The 20,879-nt window shown below is 48.0% G+C and carries 17 protein-coding genes; 6 read left to right on the forward strand and 11 right to left on the reverse strand.

Annotated elements, in window-relative coordinates:
- Positions 1-94 precede the first annotated feature (94 nt).
- From ACZ2XM_RS12645 to ACZ2XM_RS12660, 4 genes are all read left to right on the forward strand, one after another.
- Entirely contained in the window at positions 95-1,789 is a 1,695-nt protein-coding gene (locus tag ACZ2XM_RS12645) for a UDP-N-acetylmuramoyl-L-alanyl-D-glutamate--2,6-diaminopimelate ligase (RefSeq protein ID WP_490589191.1), read from the forward strand.
- Between the two features lie 126 nt (positions 1,790-1,915).
- Positions 1,916-3,382 (forward strand): UDP-N-acetylmuramoyl-tripeptide--D-alanyl-D-alanine ligase, encoded by a 1,467-nt coding sequence (locus ACZ2XM_RS12650; RefSeq protein WP_490589190.1) that lies wholly within the window; start codon positions 1,916-1,918, stop codon positions 3,380-3,382.
- 3 nt (positions 3,383-3,385) lie between these two features.
- Entirely contained in the window at positions 3,386-4,504 is a 1,119-nt protein-coding gene (gene mraY, locus ACZ2XM_RS12655; protein ID WP_490589189.1) for a phospho-N-acetylmuramoyl-pentapeptide-transferase, read from the forward strand.
- A 182-nt stretch (positions 4,505-4,686) separates the two neighbouring features.
- Entirely contained in the window at positions 4,687-5,730 is a 1,044-nt protein-coding gene (locus ACZ2XM_RS12660) for a putative RNA methyltransferase (RefSeq protein WP_490589188.1), read from the forward strand.
- Positions 5,731-5,836: 106 nt separating this feature from the next.
- Here ACZ2XM_RS12660 and cls read toward each other — a convergent pair whose 3' ends face one another.
- The 10 genes from cls to ACZ2XM_RS12710 form a co-directional block, all read right to left on the reverse strand.
- Entirely contained in the window at positions 5,837-7,339 is a 1,503-nt protein-coding gene (gene cls / locus ACZ2XM_RS12665; RefSeq protein ID WP_490589187.1) for a cardiolipin synthase, read from the reverse strand.
- 130 nt (positions 7,340-7,469) lie between these two features.
- Complete coding sequence (locus tag ACZ2XM_RS12670; protein ID WP_490589186.1) at positions 7,470-8,804, reverse strand: basic amino acid/polyamine antiporter; 1,335 nt, start codon at positions 8,802-8,804, stop codon at positions 7,470-7,472.
- 10 nt (positions 8,805-8,814) lie between these two features.
- Entirely contained in the window at positions 8,815-9,741 is a 927-nt protein-coding gene (locus ACZ2XM_RS12675) for a homocysteine S-methyltransferase family protein (RefSeq protein WP_490589185.1), read from the reverse strand.
- Positions 9,742-9,913: 172 nt separating this feature from the next.
- Positions 9,914-10,018, reverse strand: coding sequence for a hypothetical protein (locus ACZ2XM_RS12680; RefSeq protein WP_490589184.1), 105 nt, complete (start codon positions 10,016-10,018; stop codon positions 9,914-9,916).
- A gap of 156 nt (positions 10,019-10,174) precedes the next feature.
- On the reverse strand, positions 10,175-11,695 hold the full coding sequence (locus tag ACZ2XM_RS12685) for a catalase (protein WP_490589183.1): 1,521 nt from the start codon (positions 11,693-11,695) through the stop codon (positions 10,175-10,177).
- Positions 11,696-11,986: 291 nt separating this feature from the next.
- Positions 11,987-12,424: a PACE efflux transporter gene (locus ACZ2XM_RS12690; protein ID WP_490589182.1), complete on the reverse strand. Its 438-nt coding sequence runs from the start codon at positions 12,422-12,424 to the stop codon at positions 11,987-11,989.
- Between the two features lie 226 nt (positions 12,425-12,650).
- On the reverse strand, positions 12,651-13,193 hold the full coding sequence (locus ACZ2XM_RS12695) for a DUF3124 domain-containing protein (RefSeq protein ID WP_490589181.1): 543 nt from the start codon (positions 13,191-13,193) through the stop codon (positions 12,651-12,653).
- 18 nt (positions 13,194-13,211) lie between these two features.
- Positions 13,212-13,913, reverse strand: a complete 702-nt coding sequence (locus ACZ2XM_RS12700) for a potassium channel family protein (protein WP_490589180.1) — start codon at positions 13,911-13,913, stop codon at positions 13,212-13,214.
- Between the two features lie 55 nt (positions 13,914-13,968).
- Positions 13,969-15,729 carry a TrkH family potassium uptake protein gene (locus ACZ2XM_RS12705; RefSeq protein ID WP_490589179.1) on the reverse strand — a complete coding sequence of 587 codons (1,761 nt, stop codon included), beginning with the start codon at positions 15,727-15,729 and terminating at the stop codon, positions 13,969-13,971.
- A 171-nt stretch (positions 15,730-15,900) separates the two neighbouring features.
- Positions 15,901-17,277, reverse strand: a complete 1,377-nt coding sequence (locus tag ACZ2XM_RS12710; RefSeq protein WP_490589178.1) for a trimethylamine monooxygenase — start codon at positions 17,275-17,277, stop codon at positions 15,901-15,903.
- Positions 17,278-17,660: 383 nt separating this feature from the next.
- Between ACZ2XM_RS12710 and ACZ2XM_RS12715 the strand changes: the two genes are divergently transcribed.
- Complete coding sequence (locus ACZ2XM_RS12715) at positions 17,661-18,071, forward strand: PaaI family thioesterase (RefSeq protein ID WP_490589177.1); 411 nt, start codon at positions 17,661-17,663, stop codon at positions 18,069-18,071.
- A 49-nt stretch (positions 18,072-18,120) separates the two neighbouring features.
- Positions 18,121-18,525, forward strand: a complete 405-nt coding sequence (locus tag ACZ2XM_RS12720; protein ID WP_490589176.1) for an Mpo1-like protein — start codon at positions 18,121-18,123, stop codon at positions 18,523-18,525.
- A 131-nt stretch (positions 18,526-18,656) separates the two neighbouring features.
- Here the strand turns inward: ACZ2XM_RS12720 and ACZ2XM_RS12725 are convergent, their stop codons facing one another.
- A complete protein-coding gene (locus ACZ2XM_RS12725; protein WP_490589175.1) occupies positions 18,657-20,828 on the reverse strand; it encodes a 3-hydroxyacyl-CoA dehydrogenase NAD-binding domain-containing protein in 2,172 nt (723 codons plus the stop codon).
- Positions 20,829-20,879: the final 51 nt, after the last annotated feature.

A 20,879-nucleotide genomic window follows, 5' to 3' on the forward strand; every position in this document is an offset into this window, starting at 1 on the left:
ATACGTAGATAAAGAGAGAGCAGTCTGTCCGCTTAGGGGGACTGCCCATTGTTTTTACCTTTAATTTAGCCTTTTTTTGGCTTAGGGATTTTGCATGACCTCTGGTACTGATAACGCCCTCACGCTACAGCAGTTATTGACGTCACTAGCGCCTGTCTTCGCTAACCGTGATGGGCAAGATTTAGAGGCTGCAAACCCTACTACTAAACAAGTTAACTCCGCTTATCAGCAGCTTATGCAAGCGGATCCCACCGTATTACAAACGCCTTTCCACCAATTTCAACTCGATAGCCGCCAAGTGGCGCAAGCTGATGTCTTAGTCTTGCTCAAAAGCCAAACGCATGATGATGCTCGTAGCGGTCTATTCGCTAAGCAAGCTATGGATAAGGCGGCATTTATCTTGTCAGAGATTGACCCACAGGCGCTCGATATTGTTGAGCCCAGCTGTCCTATTATTTATAGTGCAAATATTCGCGATATTCTAGGCTCACTTATTCAAACGGCTTTGCTGCAAACGACGCTCAGTGTAGACGGACAATCGCTATCATTGCCGAAAGTCGCTGCAGTCACGGGGACGAATGGTAAAACCACCATCAGCCAGTTGCTCGCTCAATTGTGCCAAGGGGCAGGGATGAGTAGTGCCATTATGGGCACGGCTGGCAACGGTAAATTGGGTCAATTAACCCAAGCCAGTCATACCACTGGGGATGCGTTGGCCGTACAAAATTTCTTGCTGAATATGGCCAATCAATCGGTCGACCTATTGGCGCTAGAAGCCAGCTCGCATGGTCTGCATCAGCAGCGTTTACAAGGCGTGCCCATTAAAGTCGCTATTTATACCAATTTAAGCCGTGATCATCTCGATTACCATGCGGATATGGCGGAGTACGCCGCAGCCAAAGCGATGTTGTTTAATCGCCATTATTTCCCCACCTTGACCCATGCCATTATCAATAGTGATGATGAGTTTGCCCCGTTAATGCTAGAGACCGCGCAGCAGAGTGGTCTGGAAGTATGGACGTATAGCTTAAATGCAGCGTCAGACGCTACTTTTGTGGCCCGCCAGATTGAGCCCAGTTTAGAAGGTGCCCGTATTGAGATAGCCAGTCCGTTATTGAATGGTTTGTCAACAGAGCACGCTAGTGATAACACTTCTAGAAACCCTGCTCAGGCCAAGACTATGTGGGTGGATAGCCCCTTGCTGGGCCGTTTTAATGTGGCCAATTTATTAGCCGCTATTGCTGGAGCTATCGCTTTAGGCGTGACTATCGAGCAGATTCCTGCCCTAGTGGCGACCTTAGAAGGGGCGAGTGGCCGGATGCAGCGTATTGAGAATACCGCGGGCTATGACCAAGGCTGCTTTATCGTGGATTATGCGCACACACCAGATGCGCTGCAACAAGTGATGACCAGTCTAAAAGCCCATTGCGAAGGTACGCTTTGGGCGGTATTCGGGTGTGGCGGTGATCGCGATGCGGGCAAGCGTCCGTTAATGGCACAGGCCGGATTAGCAGTAGCGGACCAAGTCATTTTTACCTCTGACAATCCGCGCTCAGAAGACCCCCTTGCGATACTACAAGATATGCAAGCGGGCATGACCGCAGAGCAACACGCCCGCACCCATATCGAAGCTGATCGCCGTAAAGCGATTTTTTATGCGGTAGCGCAGGCTCAAGCTAATGATATCGTAGTGATTGCGGGCAAGGGTCATGAGACTTATCAAGAAATTAAAGGCGTGCGCCATGATTTTGATGACACGGTGGTGGTGAAAGAAGCCTTAAGTCAATAACAGCCGGGTGCAAATGAAGTCAGCAACTTACTCCCGTTAAGTCACTGAGCACTTATTTGAATAAAGTAAGACACAGATAGCGCTACAAGTTATTCCCATAGTTAAAGATAACGCAAAAGGTACCCTATGACAGACAAAGAAGAGAGTTCATCGGCAGGCGCTGATAACGAGCTGCACTCGCAAGGACTATACGTCTGGCAGGCAGAGAACTTGTTGGCCGCTACGGCGTCGCTAAATAGCCATTGGCTACCGGCTGCTGATCAAGCCAGCAACCCAACGGCTACAGTCTCCGTGACCAGCTATCGTATCGCGACAGATACACGGACGATTAAGCCGGGAGATATCTTTTTAGCCTTGTCAGGAGAGAATTTTGACGGTCACGACTATATCAATGCCGCCGCCAGCAAAGGCGCTATTGCGGCAATCGTCGAGCGCCCCGTGCCGAGCAGTATTCCGCAATTGGTAGTGAGCAATGCACGCCTCGCCTTAGGGCAACTGGCGGCGTACCGTCGGCAGCAGCATAAAGATTTAAAAGTGATTGCGATTACGGGCTCTAGTGGCAAGACCACTTGTAAAGAAATGCTCGGCAGTATTTTTAGCCGGCTTGCCCCTACGCTGATCACGCGTGGTAACTTAAACAACGACTTGGGCGCGCCCATGATGCTGCTAGAATTATCCGATCAGCATCAATATGCCATTATCGAGTTGGGCGCCAACCACATTGGTGAGATCGCCTATACCACTGAGATAGTGCAGCCGGATGTTGCTTGTATTCTCAATATTGGTACCGCACATTTGGGTGAGTTTGGTAGCCGCGAAGGCATTTGCCAAGCTAAGGCTGAGATTTACCATACGCTAAGCCGCGATCAATACGCTATCGTGCCGGATAATGACGACTTCACCAACCAACTGCGCCGTATCGCCGAAACCCATAGCGACCATGTGCTGGGCTTTGGCAATACCGACATTAGCGCCAGTCACTTGGACGTTGAGCCGGAACGCAGCGAGTTTAAGCTGCATATCGGTAGCGAAGTCCATGATATTAATTTACCTTTAGCGGGCGAGCATAACGTGAATAATGCGTTGGCCGCCGCTGCTTGTGCGCATGCATTAGGCGTGTCCGCAGCAGATATCGTAATTGGCCTAGAGAATGCCCGTCCAGCGAAAGGCCGTCTCAACAGTCAGTTGTTGGGCATGCACCGCCTGATTGATGACACTTATAATGCCAATCCTCACTCTGTGCGTGCTGCTGCGAAAGTCTTAGCCGCCCAGACAGGCACACGAATCATGGTATTGGGCGATATAGGTGAGTTGGGTGAAGCTGCTGTCGCCGAACACCAAGCGCTCGGCCGTGCAATTGCGGCTACCGGTGTCGATATCTTACTGTGTGTCGGTGATCTCGCTCGCTTTAGTGTGGACGGGGCTATGGAAGTCGGTGGCATTGCAGCGCAAGCATTCACAGACAAATTGGCGCTGCTGAACTATTTACAGCAGTATCTACAGACTCACGAAGATCGTCCATGTACTGTCCTATTTAAGGGCTCACGATCTGCCAAAATGGAGACGCTCATCGAAGCGTTGCTAGGGGAGTAAGTAGTGTTACTTTGGTTATTTGAATGGCTCGGTCAGTATTACACACCTTTTTCCGCAGTGTCCTCTTTGACCCTACGAGCCCTGCTTGCCGTGGTCACAGCGCTAGCATTTAGTCTCATATTGGGCGGTCCTGCGATTGCGCACCTGCGTACCTTAAAATATGGTCAGGCTATCCGCGATGATGGCCCACAATCACATTTGGCGAAGACGGGCACCCCCACGATGGGGGGGATTCTGATTTTAAGCTCAATCGCTGTGGCCACGCTCAGTTGGGCGCGGCTCTCTAACCCCTACATCTGGATTCTCATCGTGGTTATGGTGATCTTTGGTGCCGTAGGGTGGATGGACGATTGGCTCAAGATTAAGTATAAAAACCCCAAGGGCTTATCCGCTAAGAAGAAGTATTTTTGGCTGTCTATGGGTGCGCTCTTCGTTGGGGTCTCCTTATATTATATTGCGCTCCAGCAACCTAATATGCAGACCACTTTTGAGATGCAAGACGTGCTGGTGCCGCTGTTTAAAAATTGGGTTATTCCTTTTTCAGCGGTGCCTTTTGGTATTGGGTTTATCATCTTTACCTACTTCGTCATTAATGGCTCCTCGAACGCAGTCAACCTAACCGATGGCTTAGACGGCTTAGCTATTCTGCCCGTCGTGTTAGTGGCAGCGGGTCTCGGCGCCTTTTCTTATGTCTCTGGTGACGTGCGCTTTGCTGATTATTTGCACGTACCATATATCGCTTATAACTCTGAAGTCACCATTGTCTGCGGCGCTATGATTGGCGCAGGTCTTGGTTTCTTATGGTTTAACGCGCATCCCGCACAAGTCTTTATGGGTGATGTCGGTGCCTTGGCCTTAGGGGCTATGCTCGGTACTATCGCCGTGATGACCCGCCAAGAGATTGCTTTCGCTATCATGGGCGGCCTCTTTGTAGCTGAAGCCTTGTCTGTTATGATTCAGGTGGGCTCCTATAAGCTGCGTAAAAAACGCGTGTTTAGAATGGCGCCGCTGCACCATCACTTTGAAGAAATTGGTTGGAAAGAAACCCAAGTGGTCGCTAGATTTTGGATTATCGCGATTGTCTTGGTCGTGTTGGGCTTGATGACGTTGAAATTAAGATAAACCTCTAGCAAGAGAGCAATACAACGTAAACGGTAGGTTGAATAGCTATTTGACCTACCGTTATTTTTTTTATGCTATGCTATTTTTAGCCGGTGTCGTTCCGCATAAGCTTACCTTTGATAAGCTCATAATAATTTTCGTTAATTCCTCGCACCTTTTGCCCACCCGAATAAGAGTCTGCCGTGTCGCCATTTACTGTTTCTGTGCCCAATCCTACGTTTACTGCCCCTGATTTTATTTGTCCACTTTGTCAGTCGCCTCTACAAGTGAGCGCCAAGACTTGGATTTGCGATGCCAGTCAACAGCCACCTCTTATGGCAGATGGCATAACGCCTGCAAAGCTGACTCAGCATAGTTTTGATGTGGCGCGGCAAGGCTATGTTAATTTATTGCCCGTCCAGCAGAAGAAATCCAAAGCGCCTGGCGATAGCCCAGATTCTATAGCGGCAAGACAGCGGTTTTTGGCGGCAGGGCACTATGCGCATTTGCAGGCACTGATTTGTGAGCAGTTGACGCAACTGCCTAGCGCAACAGTAGCGCTAAAAGAAAAGGTGGCGCCAGTAATAGAAGAACAAGTAGCGGGTAAAGAGGCGAAGTATTGGGCAGATATCGGCTGTGGAGAGGGCTATTACACCTTAGCAATGCGCGAGGCGTTAGTGAAGCAAGGCATCACGGGTTTCATCGCAGTTGATATTAGTAAGCCTGCGGTGGTTACGTTGGCTAAGGCGAGCAAAGCGGCAGGATGCTTATGGCAGCAGGATACTGAGCAGGCAGTAGCGCACGACAACGGTATTTTATACCCGTTAGTCGCCAGTGCAGCGCATTTGCCTTTACCGCCGGCTAGCCTCAACGGTATTACTACTATCTTTAGCCCCATTTTGCCGGAAGTGTTTGCGCAGATGTTGCAACCTGGCGGCTGGCTAGTGATTGCTAAACCGGATGTTGGCCATCTGGCCTCAGTGCGCGAGGCACTATTTGATTCGGTCCGTGAGCACGATTCTGATAAATTTCTCACGCAACTAGAGCCGTATTTTGAGCAGCACACCGTCTTATCTTGCGCTCAGGATTTACAGCTGAATCAGACGGATTTAGCCGATTTACTCACCATGACCCCTTATGCTTATCGGGCACAACCGGCCAAACGAAACGCTCTATTAACGTCTGCTAGTGAGACTGAGTTTAAGACAGAAGCTAAGTTTGTGGTTTATATTCTGAGTAAGCGCTAAGTCAGTTTTCTCTATTCGCTAACCAAAAAAAACGCTGAGTCATTCATGGTTCAGCGTTTTTTTTACCTAACAACTCTCAGTATTGCCCATATTTTTAGCCCTTATCCTATAAGACAGGGCCAATCGTAGCGACCACATTATTCCAAATGCGTCTCGGTAAGCTCCAGGCTTTAACAGCGTCTTTGGTCACGGCATCCGAGTCGCTAATGTAGTCGAATTGGCGCGCGATAATAGCAGCGGTTAGGGCCGCATCACTCAGGACGATATTATTTTCATAGTTCAAATCAAAGCTGCGTAAGTCTAAATTGGTCGATCCGATCAAACTGACCTGACCATCGACGGTTAAGGTCTTTGCATGCAGTAAACCGCCTTTAAACTCATAAATTTTCACGCCTGCTTCCAACAGCTCCCAATAATAGCTGTGACTGGTGGCTGCCACGACGAAAGAATCGTTGTTTTTTGGAAAAATCATAATGACTTCGACCCCGCGATAGGCAGTGGCACACAGTGCGCTAATCAGGGAGTAGTCGGGAACGAAGTAGGGGGTAGAAATAATCAGTTGCTGCTGAGCCTGAGTGATAAGCGTGGTGAGAAATTGCGGGGTGGCTGCACGGCGCTGGGTAGGGCCATCTGCAAATACTTGGGCGGCAAACCCTGCCGTGGTGTCCTGATTTAGCGCCTCCTTCGCTGCCGTAGGATAGTTAAAAGCGGCTAGTGGCGTGTCTGGATTGGCCATCAGCCAGTCGCTGGCAAAGAGCATCTGTTTTTGCGCAACGATAGGCCCTTCAAAGCGCACCATGATATCGACCCAAGGCGCATATTTAGGCTTCACTCGAAACTCTGGGTCAGCGCAATTTTGACTGCCACAATAAGTAATGGTGCCATCGATGACCGTAATCTTGCGGTGATTGCGCAGGTCGATACGGCTGGTCAGCAGCACTTTAAAAATATTGCGAAAGGGTAGGGCAACTCCAAGCTGCACGCCCGCGTCTTTCATCTCTTGCCATAGCGGGGAGCTGAGCATCTTGCGCGAGCCCATGGCATCGACCATCGCCCGACAAGTGACCCCACGCTGTGCTGCGCGAATCAAGGCTTTGGCCGTATTAATCCCGGTCTCATCGCTGAGCCAAATGTAATAGAGCACATGAATATGGTCGGTTGCCGCATCAAAGTCCGCAATCATGCGCGCCCTTGCCGTCTGGGCGTCCGGCATTAATTCAGCGCGATTGCCTGTCGTGGTATTAAAGCCGGTGACCGCCGCTCCGTAAGCAAACGCCGGCTGGTATTCCGTCGCTATATAGTGCTTGAAGGTCTGTGCATCGCCCAAGACTTCAGGGTGACGCTTATGCAAATCCTCAATCGTAGCGTGATGTTCCTTAGTAATCTTACGCCCTAAATGCACCTCGCCAAACATCCAATACACAATGACACCAAGATAAGGCAAGGCCAATACCACCACAAACCAGGCCAGCCGAGCAGACGAGGTCAGGTCATAACGCGCCAGAATCCGTAACGTGATGAGCACCAATAAGAGGAAATGCACGGTGAGTAAGATATCGCTAAAAGTGATATCTAATATCCTTAAATCATTGACAGTGCTAGGGTTCATAGCAAAGAGTCATCCTATTGGCTCGTGGTTGTAAGCGGGGTTATCAGCAGAATTGTCTCACCAGTCATAGAGTTTTGCACTCAGCTAAGAGATGAGCGCTTGCCAATAAACGGGCTAAAAAAGTAAAGGTCTAGACGGGTTTGCCGCTCAGTTTACGCTGTTGATAGCGGCTGTAATAATAGATGGCCAGACCGGGGATATAGAGCAGCAATGACAGCAGCAAGTTATCGATTCCTGCCGCGTAAATCAGCCAAACGCCATAAACGCTGGCCCCTAAGCCGACCGCTTTAATCCCCCAACCTGCCTTTTCTTGAAAAGCGACTTTGACCAAATAAGCCCCCACCAAAAAATAGGGAATCAAGATCATAGAGGTAGAGATCAACACCAAAGTAGTATAACCCTTGCCGGTCCATAGAATCATCAGCAGACAAAATTGTACGGTCAAGCTGGTGAGTATTAAGGAAGTATAAGGGGTGCCTTGGGCATTTTTTTTGGCAAATATACGCGGGAAGGCATGATACTGGGCCGCCGTATAAGGGACTTCTGCAGAATAAAGAATCCAACTTAAATAAGAGGCCAGTACGGAGACGATTAGCCCTAAGCTGATTACCCATTTGCCCACTGGACCAATCATCTGCGCCATCAATCCAGCCATAGAAGGATTGGTCAACCCTGCTACGTCTACTCTACTCATCACCCCCAAAGACAGCAAGGTAATGGCGATATAAAGTACTAAAGCGCAAATGACCCCTATATAAGTGGCGCGGCCAATATCCGCTCGCCGTTTGGCGCGCCCCGACAAAACCACTGCCCCTTCTATACCCGTAAATACCCAGAGGGTAATCAACATGGTGCCTTTGACTTGCTCCATAAAAGGAGTGGCTAACGTGGTGCCAGCACGATCGGCATTAAAAGTGGGCAAATCAAAAGCGTAGTACGCAAAGACTATAAAGGCCAATAGCGGTAAGCTTTTGGCCAAGGTAGCAATCAGGTTAATAAAAGCCGCTTGTTTGACCCCGCGCAGCACCAGATAGTGCACGGACCATAAAATGATGGACTCGCCGACAAAGGCCCAAACGGTATTGCCTTCGCCAAAAATGACTCGGTTAGGACTGTCTACAAAGCTGCCCAACGCAGCAAAAGCGACCACCAAATAGCCTACCACGCCAATGGTGGCACACAGCCAATAGCCCCAAGCCGAAAAAAAACCTGCTAAATCACCAAATCCTTGTCTGGCATAAGTATAAATACCGCCATCCAGCTCAGGCTTGAGTCGAGATAGGTATAAAAAGCAACCGGCCAGAAATAAAATCCCAATGCCGGTAATTACCCAGGCCGTCAAGATGGCGTTTACCCCCGCCACCTCTGCCATATTTTGTGGCAAACTAAAAATACCGGCACCAACCATTGAACTAAATACAATGGCGGTGAGCATGACTAAGCCAATTTTTTGTCCATTTTGCATGGCAGCATCTCTATTTTTGCGTGGTCTGATTAAAGTTTTGGCTCAAGACTTTGATATGCTCTGCGCCAATACCGCAGCAGCCGCCAATGACAGAGGCGCCTATGGTTTGCCACTTTTTGGCCCAGGTCAAATAGGCGGGTGGCGTCAAATCGCTACGGACCTCATCCAGGCCCGCATTGGCAGTAGCGTCTTTAGTTTGCGGTGCAAAAGCATTGGCATAAGCGCCGAGCTTAATATGCTCGGCTTGGTTGTTTTTGAGGGTGGTTTGTGCCACTTGCAAAGCTTGCGCAATGACTTCCGGTTGGCAGCAATTAAACAGGATGCAGCTGACGTTCAACGTCACTAAGCGCTCGACTGCCGCTTGCACGGTCTCGCCTGATCTTAAGCGCGGGACGTCGAGTGCCTCGCTATCCTCCAAGGTAAAAGCGACCCAAAGAGGTTTGTGGGCCTCATCCCATTGCGCTAATAGCTGGTGAATGGCCACGGCCTCCGCTATTAAGCTTTGGGTCTCAGCAAGCCAGAAATCCACATAAGGCGCCAAACCTTTGATTAAAGGTGTGGCTATGACTTCTACGCGCTCAGGTTCAAAAAGATCAGCGCGATAAGAGCCAAACAACGGTGGTATAGAGCCTGCAACTTGAGTGTCACTACTTTCTAGTTCGACCGCTTGACGCGCCATCTTGCCAGCAGTTGCAGCCAAATCCTGCCCTTGTGCTGTGAAACGGGCCTCACCAATATGAAAAGGCACCAAAGCATAGCTGTTGGTAGTGATGACTTGCGCGCCACTTTGTATAAAATCACGATGGACTGCGCAGACGATTTCCGGCGTTTCCATTAGGGACAGCGCCGACCACTCCGGTTGACGAAAAGGCGCGCCATGTTTTTCTAACTCTCGGCTCATGCCGCCATCTAAAATAGTGACTGCTGGAATTGACATAAAAAATCCTTTTATATTGAGTTTTATTTATAAACGTAGCATGGAGGGGTGGGCTATTAAAATCATAATAGACCCCAGGACATTAGGGAATGATACCTCGCACGAGCAGCTACTGTGCTTGCTAGGTGATGTTGATATTGATATTGATATTGATATTGATGTTATATGGTAGTTAGGGTTGCGTCTGACTGTGCTGAGAAAAGGGTACTATTTTGTCAAAGATTAGAGTAAATACAAAGGCATAAACCAAAAAAAATAGTAATAAGGCGGCTGCCATAATAAAGGCCTAGCAAATACCCCCGCCATCCCAACCATCTTCTATAACAATGCCCATCAAAAACACCGCTTTGGCGTGACCAAAGCGGTGTCTGTGGTTTTCTTACTGTGCAGTGTACTTACCGGTATTCAAGAGAGGACTGTCTCCTAAATAGCCTTATAGAAAACTAGGTAAATGGCGTGCAGGGTCGGTCTCGCGAGCGGCGAGCGCATCGGCTACCGTCATACCCAAAGCTTTAGCCACGCCCTCACCATACGCCGGATCACACTGGTGGCAATGACGAATGTGGCGGTACTTAATAAAATCTAAAGCATCGCCCATGGCGCGAGCGGTGTTAGCAAACAATACTTGTTGCTGCTCGGCACTCATCAGCTGAAACAAAGCCCGTGGCTGGCTAAAATAGTCACTATCGTCCTCACGGAAGCTGTAGTGCTGCGCTGAGCCATTAATCTTCATAGGCGGCTCGGCATACTGCGGCTGCTCTTGCCACTGGCTAAAGCTGTTGGGCTCATAATGTGGACGGCCGCCGTAGTTATTATCCGCACGGCCCAAGCCATCACGCTGGTTGCTCATGACCGGGCAGCGGGGCTGATTTACCGGAATTTGATTGCGGTTCACCCCCAAACGGTAGCGCTCAGCATCGGCGTAACTGAATAGACGAGCTTGTAGCATACGGTCTGGCGAGGCACTGATACCCGGCACTAAATTGCTCGGCGCAAACGCGGCTTGCTCGACATCTAAAAAATAGTTGTCTGAGTTACGATTGAGCTCAAACTCGCCCACTTCGATGAGCGGATAGTCACCTTTTGGCCAGACTTTGGTTAGATCAAACGGGTGATAGGGGACTTTGTCTGCATCGGTCTCTGGCATGACCTGCACATACATGGTCCACTTGGGATAATCCCCTTGTTCGATAGCCCCAAACAAGTCGTTTTGATGGCTTTCACGATCGCCACCGATGATGGCTTCGGCCTCGGCGTCCGTTAGGTTTTTGATGCCTTGCTGCGTGCGGAAATGGAACTTCACCCAAAAGCGCTCGTTAGCCGCATTGATAAAGCTATAAGTGTGCGAACCAAAGCCGTGCATGTGGCGGTAAGAAGCTGGGATACCGCGGTCACTCATGACGATAGTGACTTGATGAAAAGCCTCAGGCAATAGTGTCCAAAAGTCCCAGTTATTCGTCGCTGAGCGCATATTGGTACGTGGGTCACGTTTGACCGCTTTATTCAAATCTGGGAATTTTCGGGGGTCACGCAAGAAGAATACAGGGGTGTTATTGCCCACCATGTCCCAGTTGCCCTCTTCGGTATAAAACTTCAAAGCGAAGCCGCGGATGTCTCGTTCAGCGTCAGCGGCACCGCGCTCACCTGCGACGGTACTGAAGCGCGCGAACATTTCGGTTTGTTTGCCCACAGTGTCAAAAATTTTGGCCCGGGTGTAGCGGATGATGTCATTGGTGACAGTGAAGGTACCGAAAGCACCCGAACCCTTGGCGTGCATACGGCGCTCAGGGATGACCTCGCGGTTAAAGTCAGCGAGCTTTTCATTCAGCCAGAGGTCTTGTGCGAGCAAGGGTCCGCGCGGTCCTGCAGTCAGGCTGTCTTGGTTATCAGCGACCGGAGCTCCGTTGCTCATGGTCAGATTGGTTGGCGCATAAGGGCATTTTTTATCGGTCATAGTGATCCTCACTTAGCAATGAGTCTGAAAGGCAACCTCTCGACTCTAATAAAGGCAAACGTCCATTTGCGTATGCCGGTTTAATAGCCCCATTACACCCCATTTATGAATATTTGTAAAACAAATTAATCATATGAAATAGTTTGGTTTTTTAGAATGATGGTGGCTTATAAAGCTTGGTGACAACCGAGCCATTAGAGGGAATGAGGCGACGCTAATATAAGCGGCTCATAGATAGACTAAGCGAGGGTTTTAGGGGTTGGTCTCTTCAAGCATCAGCAAGAACACAGCTCAAGCATTGACCTCATTGGGATAAGACAAAGTAAAAATCTTATCAAAGACCAAGGTAAACACAAAAGTATAGACCAAGAAGAAAAGGAGTAGCGCGGCTTCCATGACAAACGCCTCCCAGAGGCCTACCCCATACCAAAGCATATACAGCGGCAAGCAGATTAACACCAGCCCACCTTCAAAAGCTAACGCGTGAATACTACGCACGATAAAAGTACGCTCGGTGATCTGCCAACGGCGCTCTAACCGCTCAAACACGGTATTAAAGGTAAAATTCCAGATCACCGCTACCGCTGAAACCATAATGGCTACTGGCAAAGATTGCGCGGCCTCACCACCGCTTAACAGCATGAGGATAAAGGTGGAGGCTAAGATGGCGATAATTTCAAAGACAGTTACGTAGAGTAAACGACGTTTAATAGGGCTTAAGGTAATCAACCGACACTCCAACGAGCCTTGTTGGCTGTTATTTGAAATATGAGCCGGTCCGTCCCGGTAAAAGATACAAGTAAAGATGAGTCGTTATAAAGCGAGACCACGGTTTCCGTCTGCGCTTATAAAGTGCAACGAGATATTATCGCTTACAATCAAATGGTTATCAAATCAACATGCCCGATAACAGGGTTAGCACACCCATCGATAACAGTTTTATAGTAGGGGGCTATTACTGAATGACCGGGGTGCCTTCGGTGGTAAAGGCAAAGCTTTTATTATTAAAATTGCCAATCATTACCGCCTCAATCACGGGGGTAACCGCCTTATCAGCGCCTTCAACCTCAATAATAAAATTGGCTCCAGAGCCGCCCTTATTTTCCTCTTTTTCGACGATATAGTTGAGGGTCGCCATCGGGGGCAGTTCGATAGGGCCCTTAATATAAGCTTTGACTAAAGCGCCATCGGTATCGTAGTAATCGATTTTATTGATATATAAAGATTTTTTTAGTGTGGTATTGCGCACACTTAACGTCGCGGACAACAGCACTTTGCCGTTATTACTATCGGTATAGATATCAGAGTAAATCGGCACGTAAAAGGTCTGCTGATATTTAAAGTGACTGCGATCCACCTCTGATTTGATGGCTAACGCTTCAATGGGGTCTTTTTGCTCCTCGGAGAGCATGACATTGGGGTCTTGCAAGGACTCATTACAGCCAGCACATAACAACAGGGCGGCAATAGATAGGGCAGAAATACGATATTTATTCATAGCTTTTCCCTGCTTAGACTAGTGGACTTTGACCCCAACACTGCGCAAAAACTGGTTGATATGCTTATTCGCCCCATATACGACTAAGATGTCATCCGCCTGCAAGACTTGGTCAGGTTGCGCCAACCCTTGGATACTGGGCTTGCACTGGGTGCGGCCAAAACTGTCTTCATATTGCTCATAGCGCATTGTACTGAGCAATTTGATATCGAATTTATGCTCGAGCTGTAGCTCAGCCACATCCTTACCAATTAGCGGCATGGGAATGCTGATTTCGACGATACTAAAGTGCTCACTCAGCTCAAAGGAGTCTACAAAATAGCGCAAAGACAAACGTTTTGCCCAGCGCATCGCCGATTCCTTTTCGGGGTGAAAAATATCGTCGACCCCAATCGCCTGCAGTACTTTTTCGTGGAGCGGGTTGATACTGCGGCTGATTAAACGGCGTGCTTTCAAGGTCTTAAATAGCGCGGTCGCCATGACATTGGCGCCTTGATTTTCGCCAATGGCTACGACCACAATATCGGTGTCATTAATGGGCAGCCCATTCACGGTAAACTCATCGGTGGCGTCCATGCAAATAGTATGGGTGATGACTTCTTTATAAGTCTCTACTTTTTGCATATTACTATCAATAGCAATCACTTCATGGCCTTGGCTGGTCAGCGCGATGCCTAGTGATGAGCCAAAACTGCCTAACCCTGCGATGATATATCTCATAGTATTCCTTGGGGCTTATGTCACAGGCTATGCTGCCTAATATAGCGATAAGCCGTTAGTTAATAGTAATCTCTTCAGTAGGATAACGATAGTTACGTTCGTGTCTATTTTTGAGCAAAGCAATAAATAGCGTCAACATGCCCACGCGCCCGACAAACATAATGGCGGCAACTACCAGCTTGCTAAAGGTCGATAAATCAGCGGTTAGGTTTAAGCTAAGCCCTACGGTACTGTACGCAGAGAAGCACTCAAACACCACCTTGATAAGGTCCAGCTCCGGTTGGTCGTAACTAATCAGTGTGACCCCAGTGCCGATCACCAATAGCGACAACCACATGATAGAAAACGCACGGCGGATAGAAATCTCGGCAATTTCCCGTTTAAACACTTCGACTTTGCTCTGCCCGCGCGCTAGGCTCAAGGTATTTAATAGCGCGATGGCAAAAGTACTGGTCTTGATACCCCCACCGGTAGAGTTAGGGGAGGCACCAATCCACATCAAAAAGATGGTCAGCATAATAGTCGGGAAGGCGAGGGCGTCCATATCGGCAATATTAAAGCCCGCCGTACGCGGAGTGGCTGCGGTGAATAGACCGGTGATGAGCTTGCCCATAAAACTAGCATGTTCGGCCAGCACCCCGTTATATTCAAACATCATGACCCCAACTAGACCAATGAGTAAGAGGGCGCCCGAAGTAATCAAGGTAATGCGGCTATTGATATTGAGTAGCCACGGCTGATAAGTATAGCGAGCATCGTGACGGTACAGCACCCTTTGGGCACGATGGCGCAAATAGCGCAGCAGATTCACGACAATGACAAAGCCCATACCGCCAAATAAAAAGGTCGTACTGATAATCAGCTGTAGCGGGTAGTTAAAGCGCAGCGCTTCGTCATATAACCCGGCACTAAAAGTGGAAAACCCGGCATTACAGAACGCCGATACCGCATGGAACACGGCAAAGAATAAGCGCTCGGATGGGTCCATACCCGCTAAATTATAGATGCTTAGGTAAATGAGTAGTGCGGCCAGCGCCTCTACCCCAAAGGTAACATAAAGGATAGATTTTAGCGTGGTGACCATATCTCCCATCCGTTGGGAGTAGTTCATCTCACTGATGCTCAGTTGGGTCTCGTAACTGACGCCCCCCTTAAAGAAGTAACTGAAATAAGTCACGAAAGTTAAGATGCCTAAGCCCCCAATCTGGATGAGCCCCATGATGATGACTTGACCTAACGGGGTAAACCGCGTCGCTGTGTCGACTACAATGAGTCCAGTAACGCAGACGGCACTGGTGGCGGTAAAGAGCGCATCAACGAAGGTTAAAGGCTCAGTAGTGGCATTGGGCATCATCAGTAATAAAGCGCCGATCAAGACCACGAAAAGAAAACTTAGAATAAAAAACTGTGGAGGGTTGAGAAAGGCGCGATTTAGCGTGAAATTATTGTCGGAAATCTCACGGATAAAAGTGACCAATACGGCGACTTTAATAGCGACAAAGCCATCTACTGCACCGGCAAGGCCCGAGCGGAATAAGTCTGTAAAATGCAGCACTAATAAAATCAAAATAGCGATGCTGGTCAGCAAGTCAAAAACAGCGACTTTATTCACGGTCAGCGGGGTTTTTGGGCGCAGATAGCGGCCTAGAGTGGTGACAAAGCCCAAAAAAATAATGACTAAATAAAACAGATGAAAAATTTGCTGCAGCCAATTAGATAGGTTAAACCCGCTATCGACGAGCGCTACTCCGATGCCAATAAGGCTGATAACAATAGTAAACTTATTCAATAGCCGATACGGTAGGGCTGCGTGCATAGCCTAAATCCAGGATAGGAATAACCAGAATACTTATACTCCTTTTTTTAGCGGTCTACTAAGGCTGCTTACAAATAAACGTAACGATTTATGACATTGTTCGCCCTGATTTTTTGCAAAAAATAAGCCACTCAAACGAGTGGCTTATTGTTAATAGCAGAGCAATTACCCTTAGCTGGCCTTCTTTTTACGCTGCACAAAGGATAAATTCAAAAAGTGCTCAAGCGAATCATCGGTAATATCTAACCACGGCTCTGGTAACTCTGGAGCTAAAGTACCTGTCAACGTCGAGCGATAGGCTTTTTCTCTAAAGCCCATGATGTTCTTAGCTTTGTCTTTTTTCCACTGCTTAAAGATTTCGCCTTGTTTTTCTACAGCAAATTCTGGATAGTCCGTAGCGTTATTCAAATCACGGATATACTTCGCTTGGAAGTCAATTTCTTCATCCGTATTCTCTACGGCGGCATAGTCTGCCAACCAGCGTTGCTCATCAGCTTCACGCTCTGCCAGCTCAGGCAATTGGATTTGATCCATCATTACATCACGGGCATACCAAGCTTGCGCATCAAACATATTAAAGGTGAAGTACTGATCTTGCATACCAAGATAAATCAACTTGGGATTCGACTGCCAAAAGATACCTTTATAAAGGTTGGCAGGGTACAAGCAGTTGTGCGTTTGCAAACGCAACTCGTCCGGCAAAAAGCGGAAATGGAACAAGTAGCCGGTACACATAATCACGGCGTCAAAACGCTGGCTAGTCCCGTCGGCAAAGTGGGCGACATCGCCTTCAAAATGAGTGAGTAGTGGCACTTCTTTAATGCCATCAGGCCAATCATAACCGAGGGCTTTAGTGCGATAGCTGATGGTAACCGACTTGGTGCCGTATTTATAACATTGCGTACCAATATCTTCGGCAGAGTAGCTGCTACCCACGAGTAAGATATCTTGGTCTTTAAACTCTAAGGCATCGCGGAAATCATGCGCGTGCAATACGCGGCCTGGGTACTCTTCAAACCCTTCGAAATAAGGCATATTTGGTGTTGAGAAATGACCGGTTGCCACGACGACGAAATCAAATTCATCCGTCTCTTGCTCACCTGTCTTATGGTTCATGACGGTTACAGTGAATTTCTGCGTCTCGTCATCAAAGGTCACCCAACGGACGGGGCACTCAAAACGGATATATTTGCGAATATCCTGCTGATCGATACGGCCCATAATGTAGTCTTTAAGGATTTCACGCGGCGGGTACGACGGGATAGGCTCACCGAAATGCTCTTCAAAAGAGTAATCTGCAAACTCTAAACATTCTTTAGGGCCATTCGACCATAGGTAGCGATACATGCTGCCATGGACAGGCTCACCATTTTTATCTAGACCGGTACGCCAAGTGTAGTTCCACATACCGCCAATATCATTTTGTTTTTCATAACATACTATCTCAGGCAGATTCTTAACTCCGGCTAAACGTGCTGCTTCGAAAGCACGCAACTGCGCCAAACCGCTTGGACCCGCTCCTAAAATAGCAATTTTTTTCCTAATCAAGACTAACTCCTTTAAAAGTAATGAGTTATTACTATAACATGTTTAGAGAAGTCGTGTTTTTATTGGATTTTTAGAATATGGAGGGCAAGTATGGTGGCTGTTAGCGCATAATGCGTGGTTTTTATTTTTAAGTTTTACTGTAATTAATAAAATATTATTTATGAGGGTTTAGCTTAAAGATAGGGACTATGTATTTAACAATTAACAAGCTATAACCTTTAAGTATGTGTGTAAGTAAATCGTTGGAGGGAGCCAATATCCTGTTGTTTGCATTCTAAGTCACATAAGCGGATACTTTTACTTTAATGTTTTTATGAGCTTATATAGGCGAATGTAGCAGCGGAATTATTAGCATAAGCTATGCAGAAAAATAAGGAGTGTTTATGTCTGCAACGAAAGAAGATATAGTGGCCTTTTTGGCAGTAGAGTTTCCCACTGCCAACTGTACAGTAGAAGCAGTTAGGGAAAACGGAGCGACCTTATCACGTGCTATTGGCCCAGACGATCTGCGTCCTGGGGGCACGGTCTCAGGCCCGGTATTGATGGCCGTAGCTGATGTGGCCCTATACGTCGCTATATTGGGTAAAATTGGTATCGTACCGTTGACAGTGACCACCAGTTTAAACATTAACTTTTTGCGTAAACCTTCTGCAGAGGCGCGTATTATTGCGGAATGCAGTCTGATAAAAGTAGGGCGCACGTTAATTGTAGGTGAGGTTTCTATCTATTCAGAAGGCTCTTGCGATTTAGTAGCGCATGTCGTGGGCACCTATGCCATCCCGCCTAATCGCTAAATTTAGTTTGTAATCATAATCTTATATCGCTAGCAAGGAAGCTAACACTATGAATAATCCTATCGCTAAGACCTCAACGAATAATACTACCCCTATAAAAGAAGCTGTTAATGGTCAACTTATCGAGGCAAAAACTTCCGTAAAACAGAAATTTTACGACTTTTACTTAGATGAGCATCAAAATATGGCTTGTCGTCGATTGCATTTCGCGGGCAGTAGCTTTGGTCTATTAGGCTTAACTAAGGCAGTTAAAGAACGCTCAGCGGCACCGCTCGTGAAAGGCATTGCTGCGGGCTATGCTTGCGCTTGGGTAGGCCATTTTTTCTTTGAAAAAAACAAACCGGCTTCTTTTAAATCTCCGCTCAAAAGCTTTGCCAGTGATTTTCGGATGTATGGGGATGTGCTGCGCGGTAACTTAAGCTTGAAGGATAAGAATTTAGATAGGGTACGTTAACGACAGCTAGGCTTTGCTAGGACAGATTAATAAACAGCAGACATAAAAAAAGTAAGTTATGAGAGGTCAATAAATAACCCCAATGCTAGCACTGGGGTTATTGATGAGATTAAACTGCGCGGACAACTGTCTTAATCGCCAAACTCGGTACCTGCAGCTGCCATTTCGAGCAGTATCTCAGCCGGTGCATAACGCTGCCCGTACTTATCAGCCAGCTCCTGGCTACGTTGAACGAAGTTATCGACCCCTACTGAGTTGATAAATTGCAGCGTGCCGCCTAAGTGCGGCGCAAAGCCCCAACCAAAGATCGAGCCTATATTGGTATCAGCCACCGAGCGCACGACTTTCTCTTGATAGCACTTCGCCGCTTCATTGGCTTGTACATAGAGCAAGCGATCAATGATGTCCTGCATAGGCGGCTGCTCAGCTTTTACAGGGAAGTGTTCTGCGAGTCCTGACCATAGCTTCTTACTCTTGTCCTCGCCATAGTCATAAAAACCTTTACCGGCTTTGCGGCCCAAGCGCTCCAAATCACCACCTAACTTGTATAAGACCGTGTCACCAGGATGTTCATCAAGAGGCTTGCCTTCCGCTTGCAAATCTTTGCGAGTTTGCTCTTTGACATGCATGGCTAGGCCTAAAGACACCTCATCTTGCAAGGCTAATGGCGGCATTGGCATCCCTGCTTTCACACCCGCTACTTCAATGCTGCGGGGATTGATGCCTTCGCCTACCATCGCCAGCCCCTCATTGATGTAAGTTCCAAAGACGCGTGAGGTGTAGAAGCCGCGCGAATCATTAACCACGATAGGCGTCTTACCAATCTGCAGAACATAATCAAAAGATTTGGCCAGCGTCGCATCATCGGTCTCTGCGCCTACGATGATTTCGACCAAAGGCATCTTATCCACAGGTGAAAAGAAATGCAGACCGATAAACTGCTGAGGACGCTGACTGTTAGCCGCTAAGCCAGTGATCGGTAGCGTAGAGGTGTTAGAAGCATAAATTGCGGACTCAGGGATAACCGCTTCAGCTTGCTGGGTACATTTCGCCTTAATCTCGCGATCTTCAAAGACCGCTTCTATTACTAAGTCACAACCTTGTAGATTGGCATAATCGACCGTGGTTTTGATTTTATCGAGCAAGGCCTGTTTTTTCTCTTCGGTAGAGCGTTTACGGCTAATGGCTTTATCTAAAATCTGTTGCGAGTATTGTTTGCCTTTTTCAGCGTTCTCCAAGCTGGTATCTAGCAGTACCACCTCCATGCCAGCCTTAGCGCTCACGTAAGCAATACCTGCGCCCATCATGCCCGCGCCCAATACCCCAATTTTGCTCATCTTATGCGCAGCAAAACCTTCGGGACGAGATTGGCCTTTTTTGATTTGGTTGAGCTGAGTCCACATTGAGGTAATGAGGTTATTGGCCACTGGCGACATGACACACGCTGTAAAAAAGCGCGACTCAAGCTCAAGGGCGGTATCTATATCTAATACACTGCCTTCAAAGATAGCCGACAAGATATGAGTGATTGCCGGATAATTGCCATGGGTCTTTTGATAAGCCATAGCAGGAGGTACGGCCATAGATTGAGTGATATTATGGCTTTTGCCGTCCCCGCCAGGCACTTTAAAGCCTTTTTTATCCCAAGGCTGCGTAGCCTCTGGATTGGCTTGAATCCACTGCTTCGCTTGAGCCAATAAGTCGTCTTCATCGGTTGCTAAGGCATCGATAATGCCTAACTCTAGCGCTTTGGCTGGACTCAGCTCGCTCCCTTGGGTGATGAGCTCAATGGCTTTTAGCATCCCTACCAAGCGCAGCATACGCTGCGTGCCACCACCGCCGGGCAGCAGGCCAATCTTGACCTCTGGCAGACCCAGCTTAGTGCGAGGCGAGTCGATACAGATACGATGGTGACAAGCCAACGCGACCTCTAATCCGCCGCCTAGTGCCGTACCATTGATAGCGGCGACCACCGGCTTACCACAAGTTTCAATCTGTCGTAAACTGCGCTTTAAGGTTTCCACCAGCTCAAAGGCTTGCTCGCTCGTGGATATCGTCGCTAGCTGGTCGATATCACCACCCACGATAAAGGTGCTCTTGCCCGAGGCCAGAACCATACCTTTAGCATTGTCACCATTGACGAAGCTTTGTGCTACTTGGGTAAATTCTTCATTGAATTTATCACCGATGACGTTCATTTTTCGGTCTTTTTGGTCAATAGTGACGACCAATACGCCATTGTCATCGAGTTCAGCGCTGAACATTGACAAGCCATTGATATTGCTTTTGCTATCCGTAGTCATAAGGGGTCCTTTTATTCATGCTATGTATATGGTCACTATCAGGGATATAGC

Source organism: Psychrobacter sp. CoH-33_TS_01 (assembly GCF_058189395.1).

Coding starts and splice junctions, on each gene's coding strand:
- cls (WP_490589187.1), bottom strand. CDS start 7,339: ATGAACCCTAGCACTGTCAATGATTTAAGGATATTAGATATCACTTTT.
- ACZ2XM_RS12680 (WP_490589184.1), bottom strand. CDS start 10,018: ATGGCAGCCGCCTTATTACTATTTTTTTTGGTTTATGCCTTTGTATTT.
- ACZ2XM_RS12715 (WP_490589177.1), top strand. CDS start 17,661: ATGTCTGCAACGAAAGAAGATATAGTGGCCTTTTTGGCAGTAGAGTTT.
- ACZ2XM_RS12675 (WP_490589185.1), bottom strand. CDS start 9,741: ATGTCAATTCCAGCAGTCACTATTTTAGATGGCGGCATGAGCCGAGAG.
- ACZ2XM_RS12725 (WP_490589175.1), bottom strand. CDS start 20,828: ATGACTACGGATAGCAAAAGCAATATCAATGGCTTGTCAATGTTCAGC.
- ACZ2XM_RS12650 (WP_490589190.1), top strand. CDS start 1,916: ATGACAGACAAAGAAGAGAGTTCATCGGCAGGCGCTGATAACGAGCTG.
- ACZ2XM_RS12685 (WP_490589183.1), bottom strand. CDS start 11,695: ATGACCGATAAAAAATGCCCTTATGCGCCAACCAATCTGACCATGAGC.
- ACZ2XM_RS12720 (WP_490589176.1), top strand. CDS start 18,121: ATGAATAATCCTATCGCTAAGACCTCAACGAATAATACTACCCCTATA.
- ACZ2XM_RS12670 (WP_490589186.1), bottom strand. CDS start 8,804: ATGCAAAATGGACAAAAAATTGGCTTAGTCATGCTCACCGCCATTGTA.
- ACZ2XM_RS12645 (WP_490589191.1), top strand. CDS start 95: ATGACCTCTGGTACTGATAACGCCCTCACGCTACAGCAGTTATTGACG.
- ACZ2XM_RS12705 (WP_490589179.1), bottom strand. CDS start 15,729: ATGCACGCAGCCCTACCGTATCGGCTATTGAATAAGTTTACTATTGTT.
- ACZ2XM_RS12700 (WP_490589180.1), bottom strand. CDS start 13,913: ATGAGATATATCATCGCAGGGTTAGGCAGTTTTGGCTCATCACTAGGC.
- ACZ2XM_RS12695 (WP_490589181.1), bottom strand. CDS start 13,193: ATGAATAAATATCGTATTTCTGCCCTATCTATTGCCGCCCTGTTGTTA.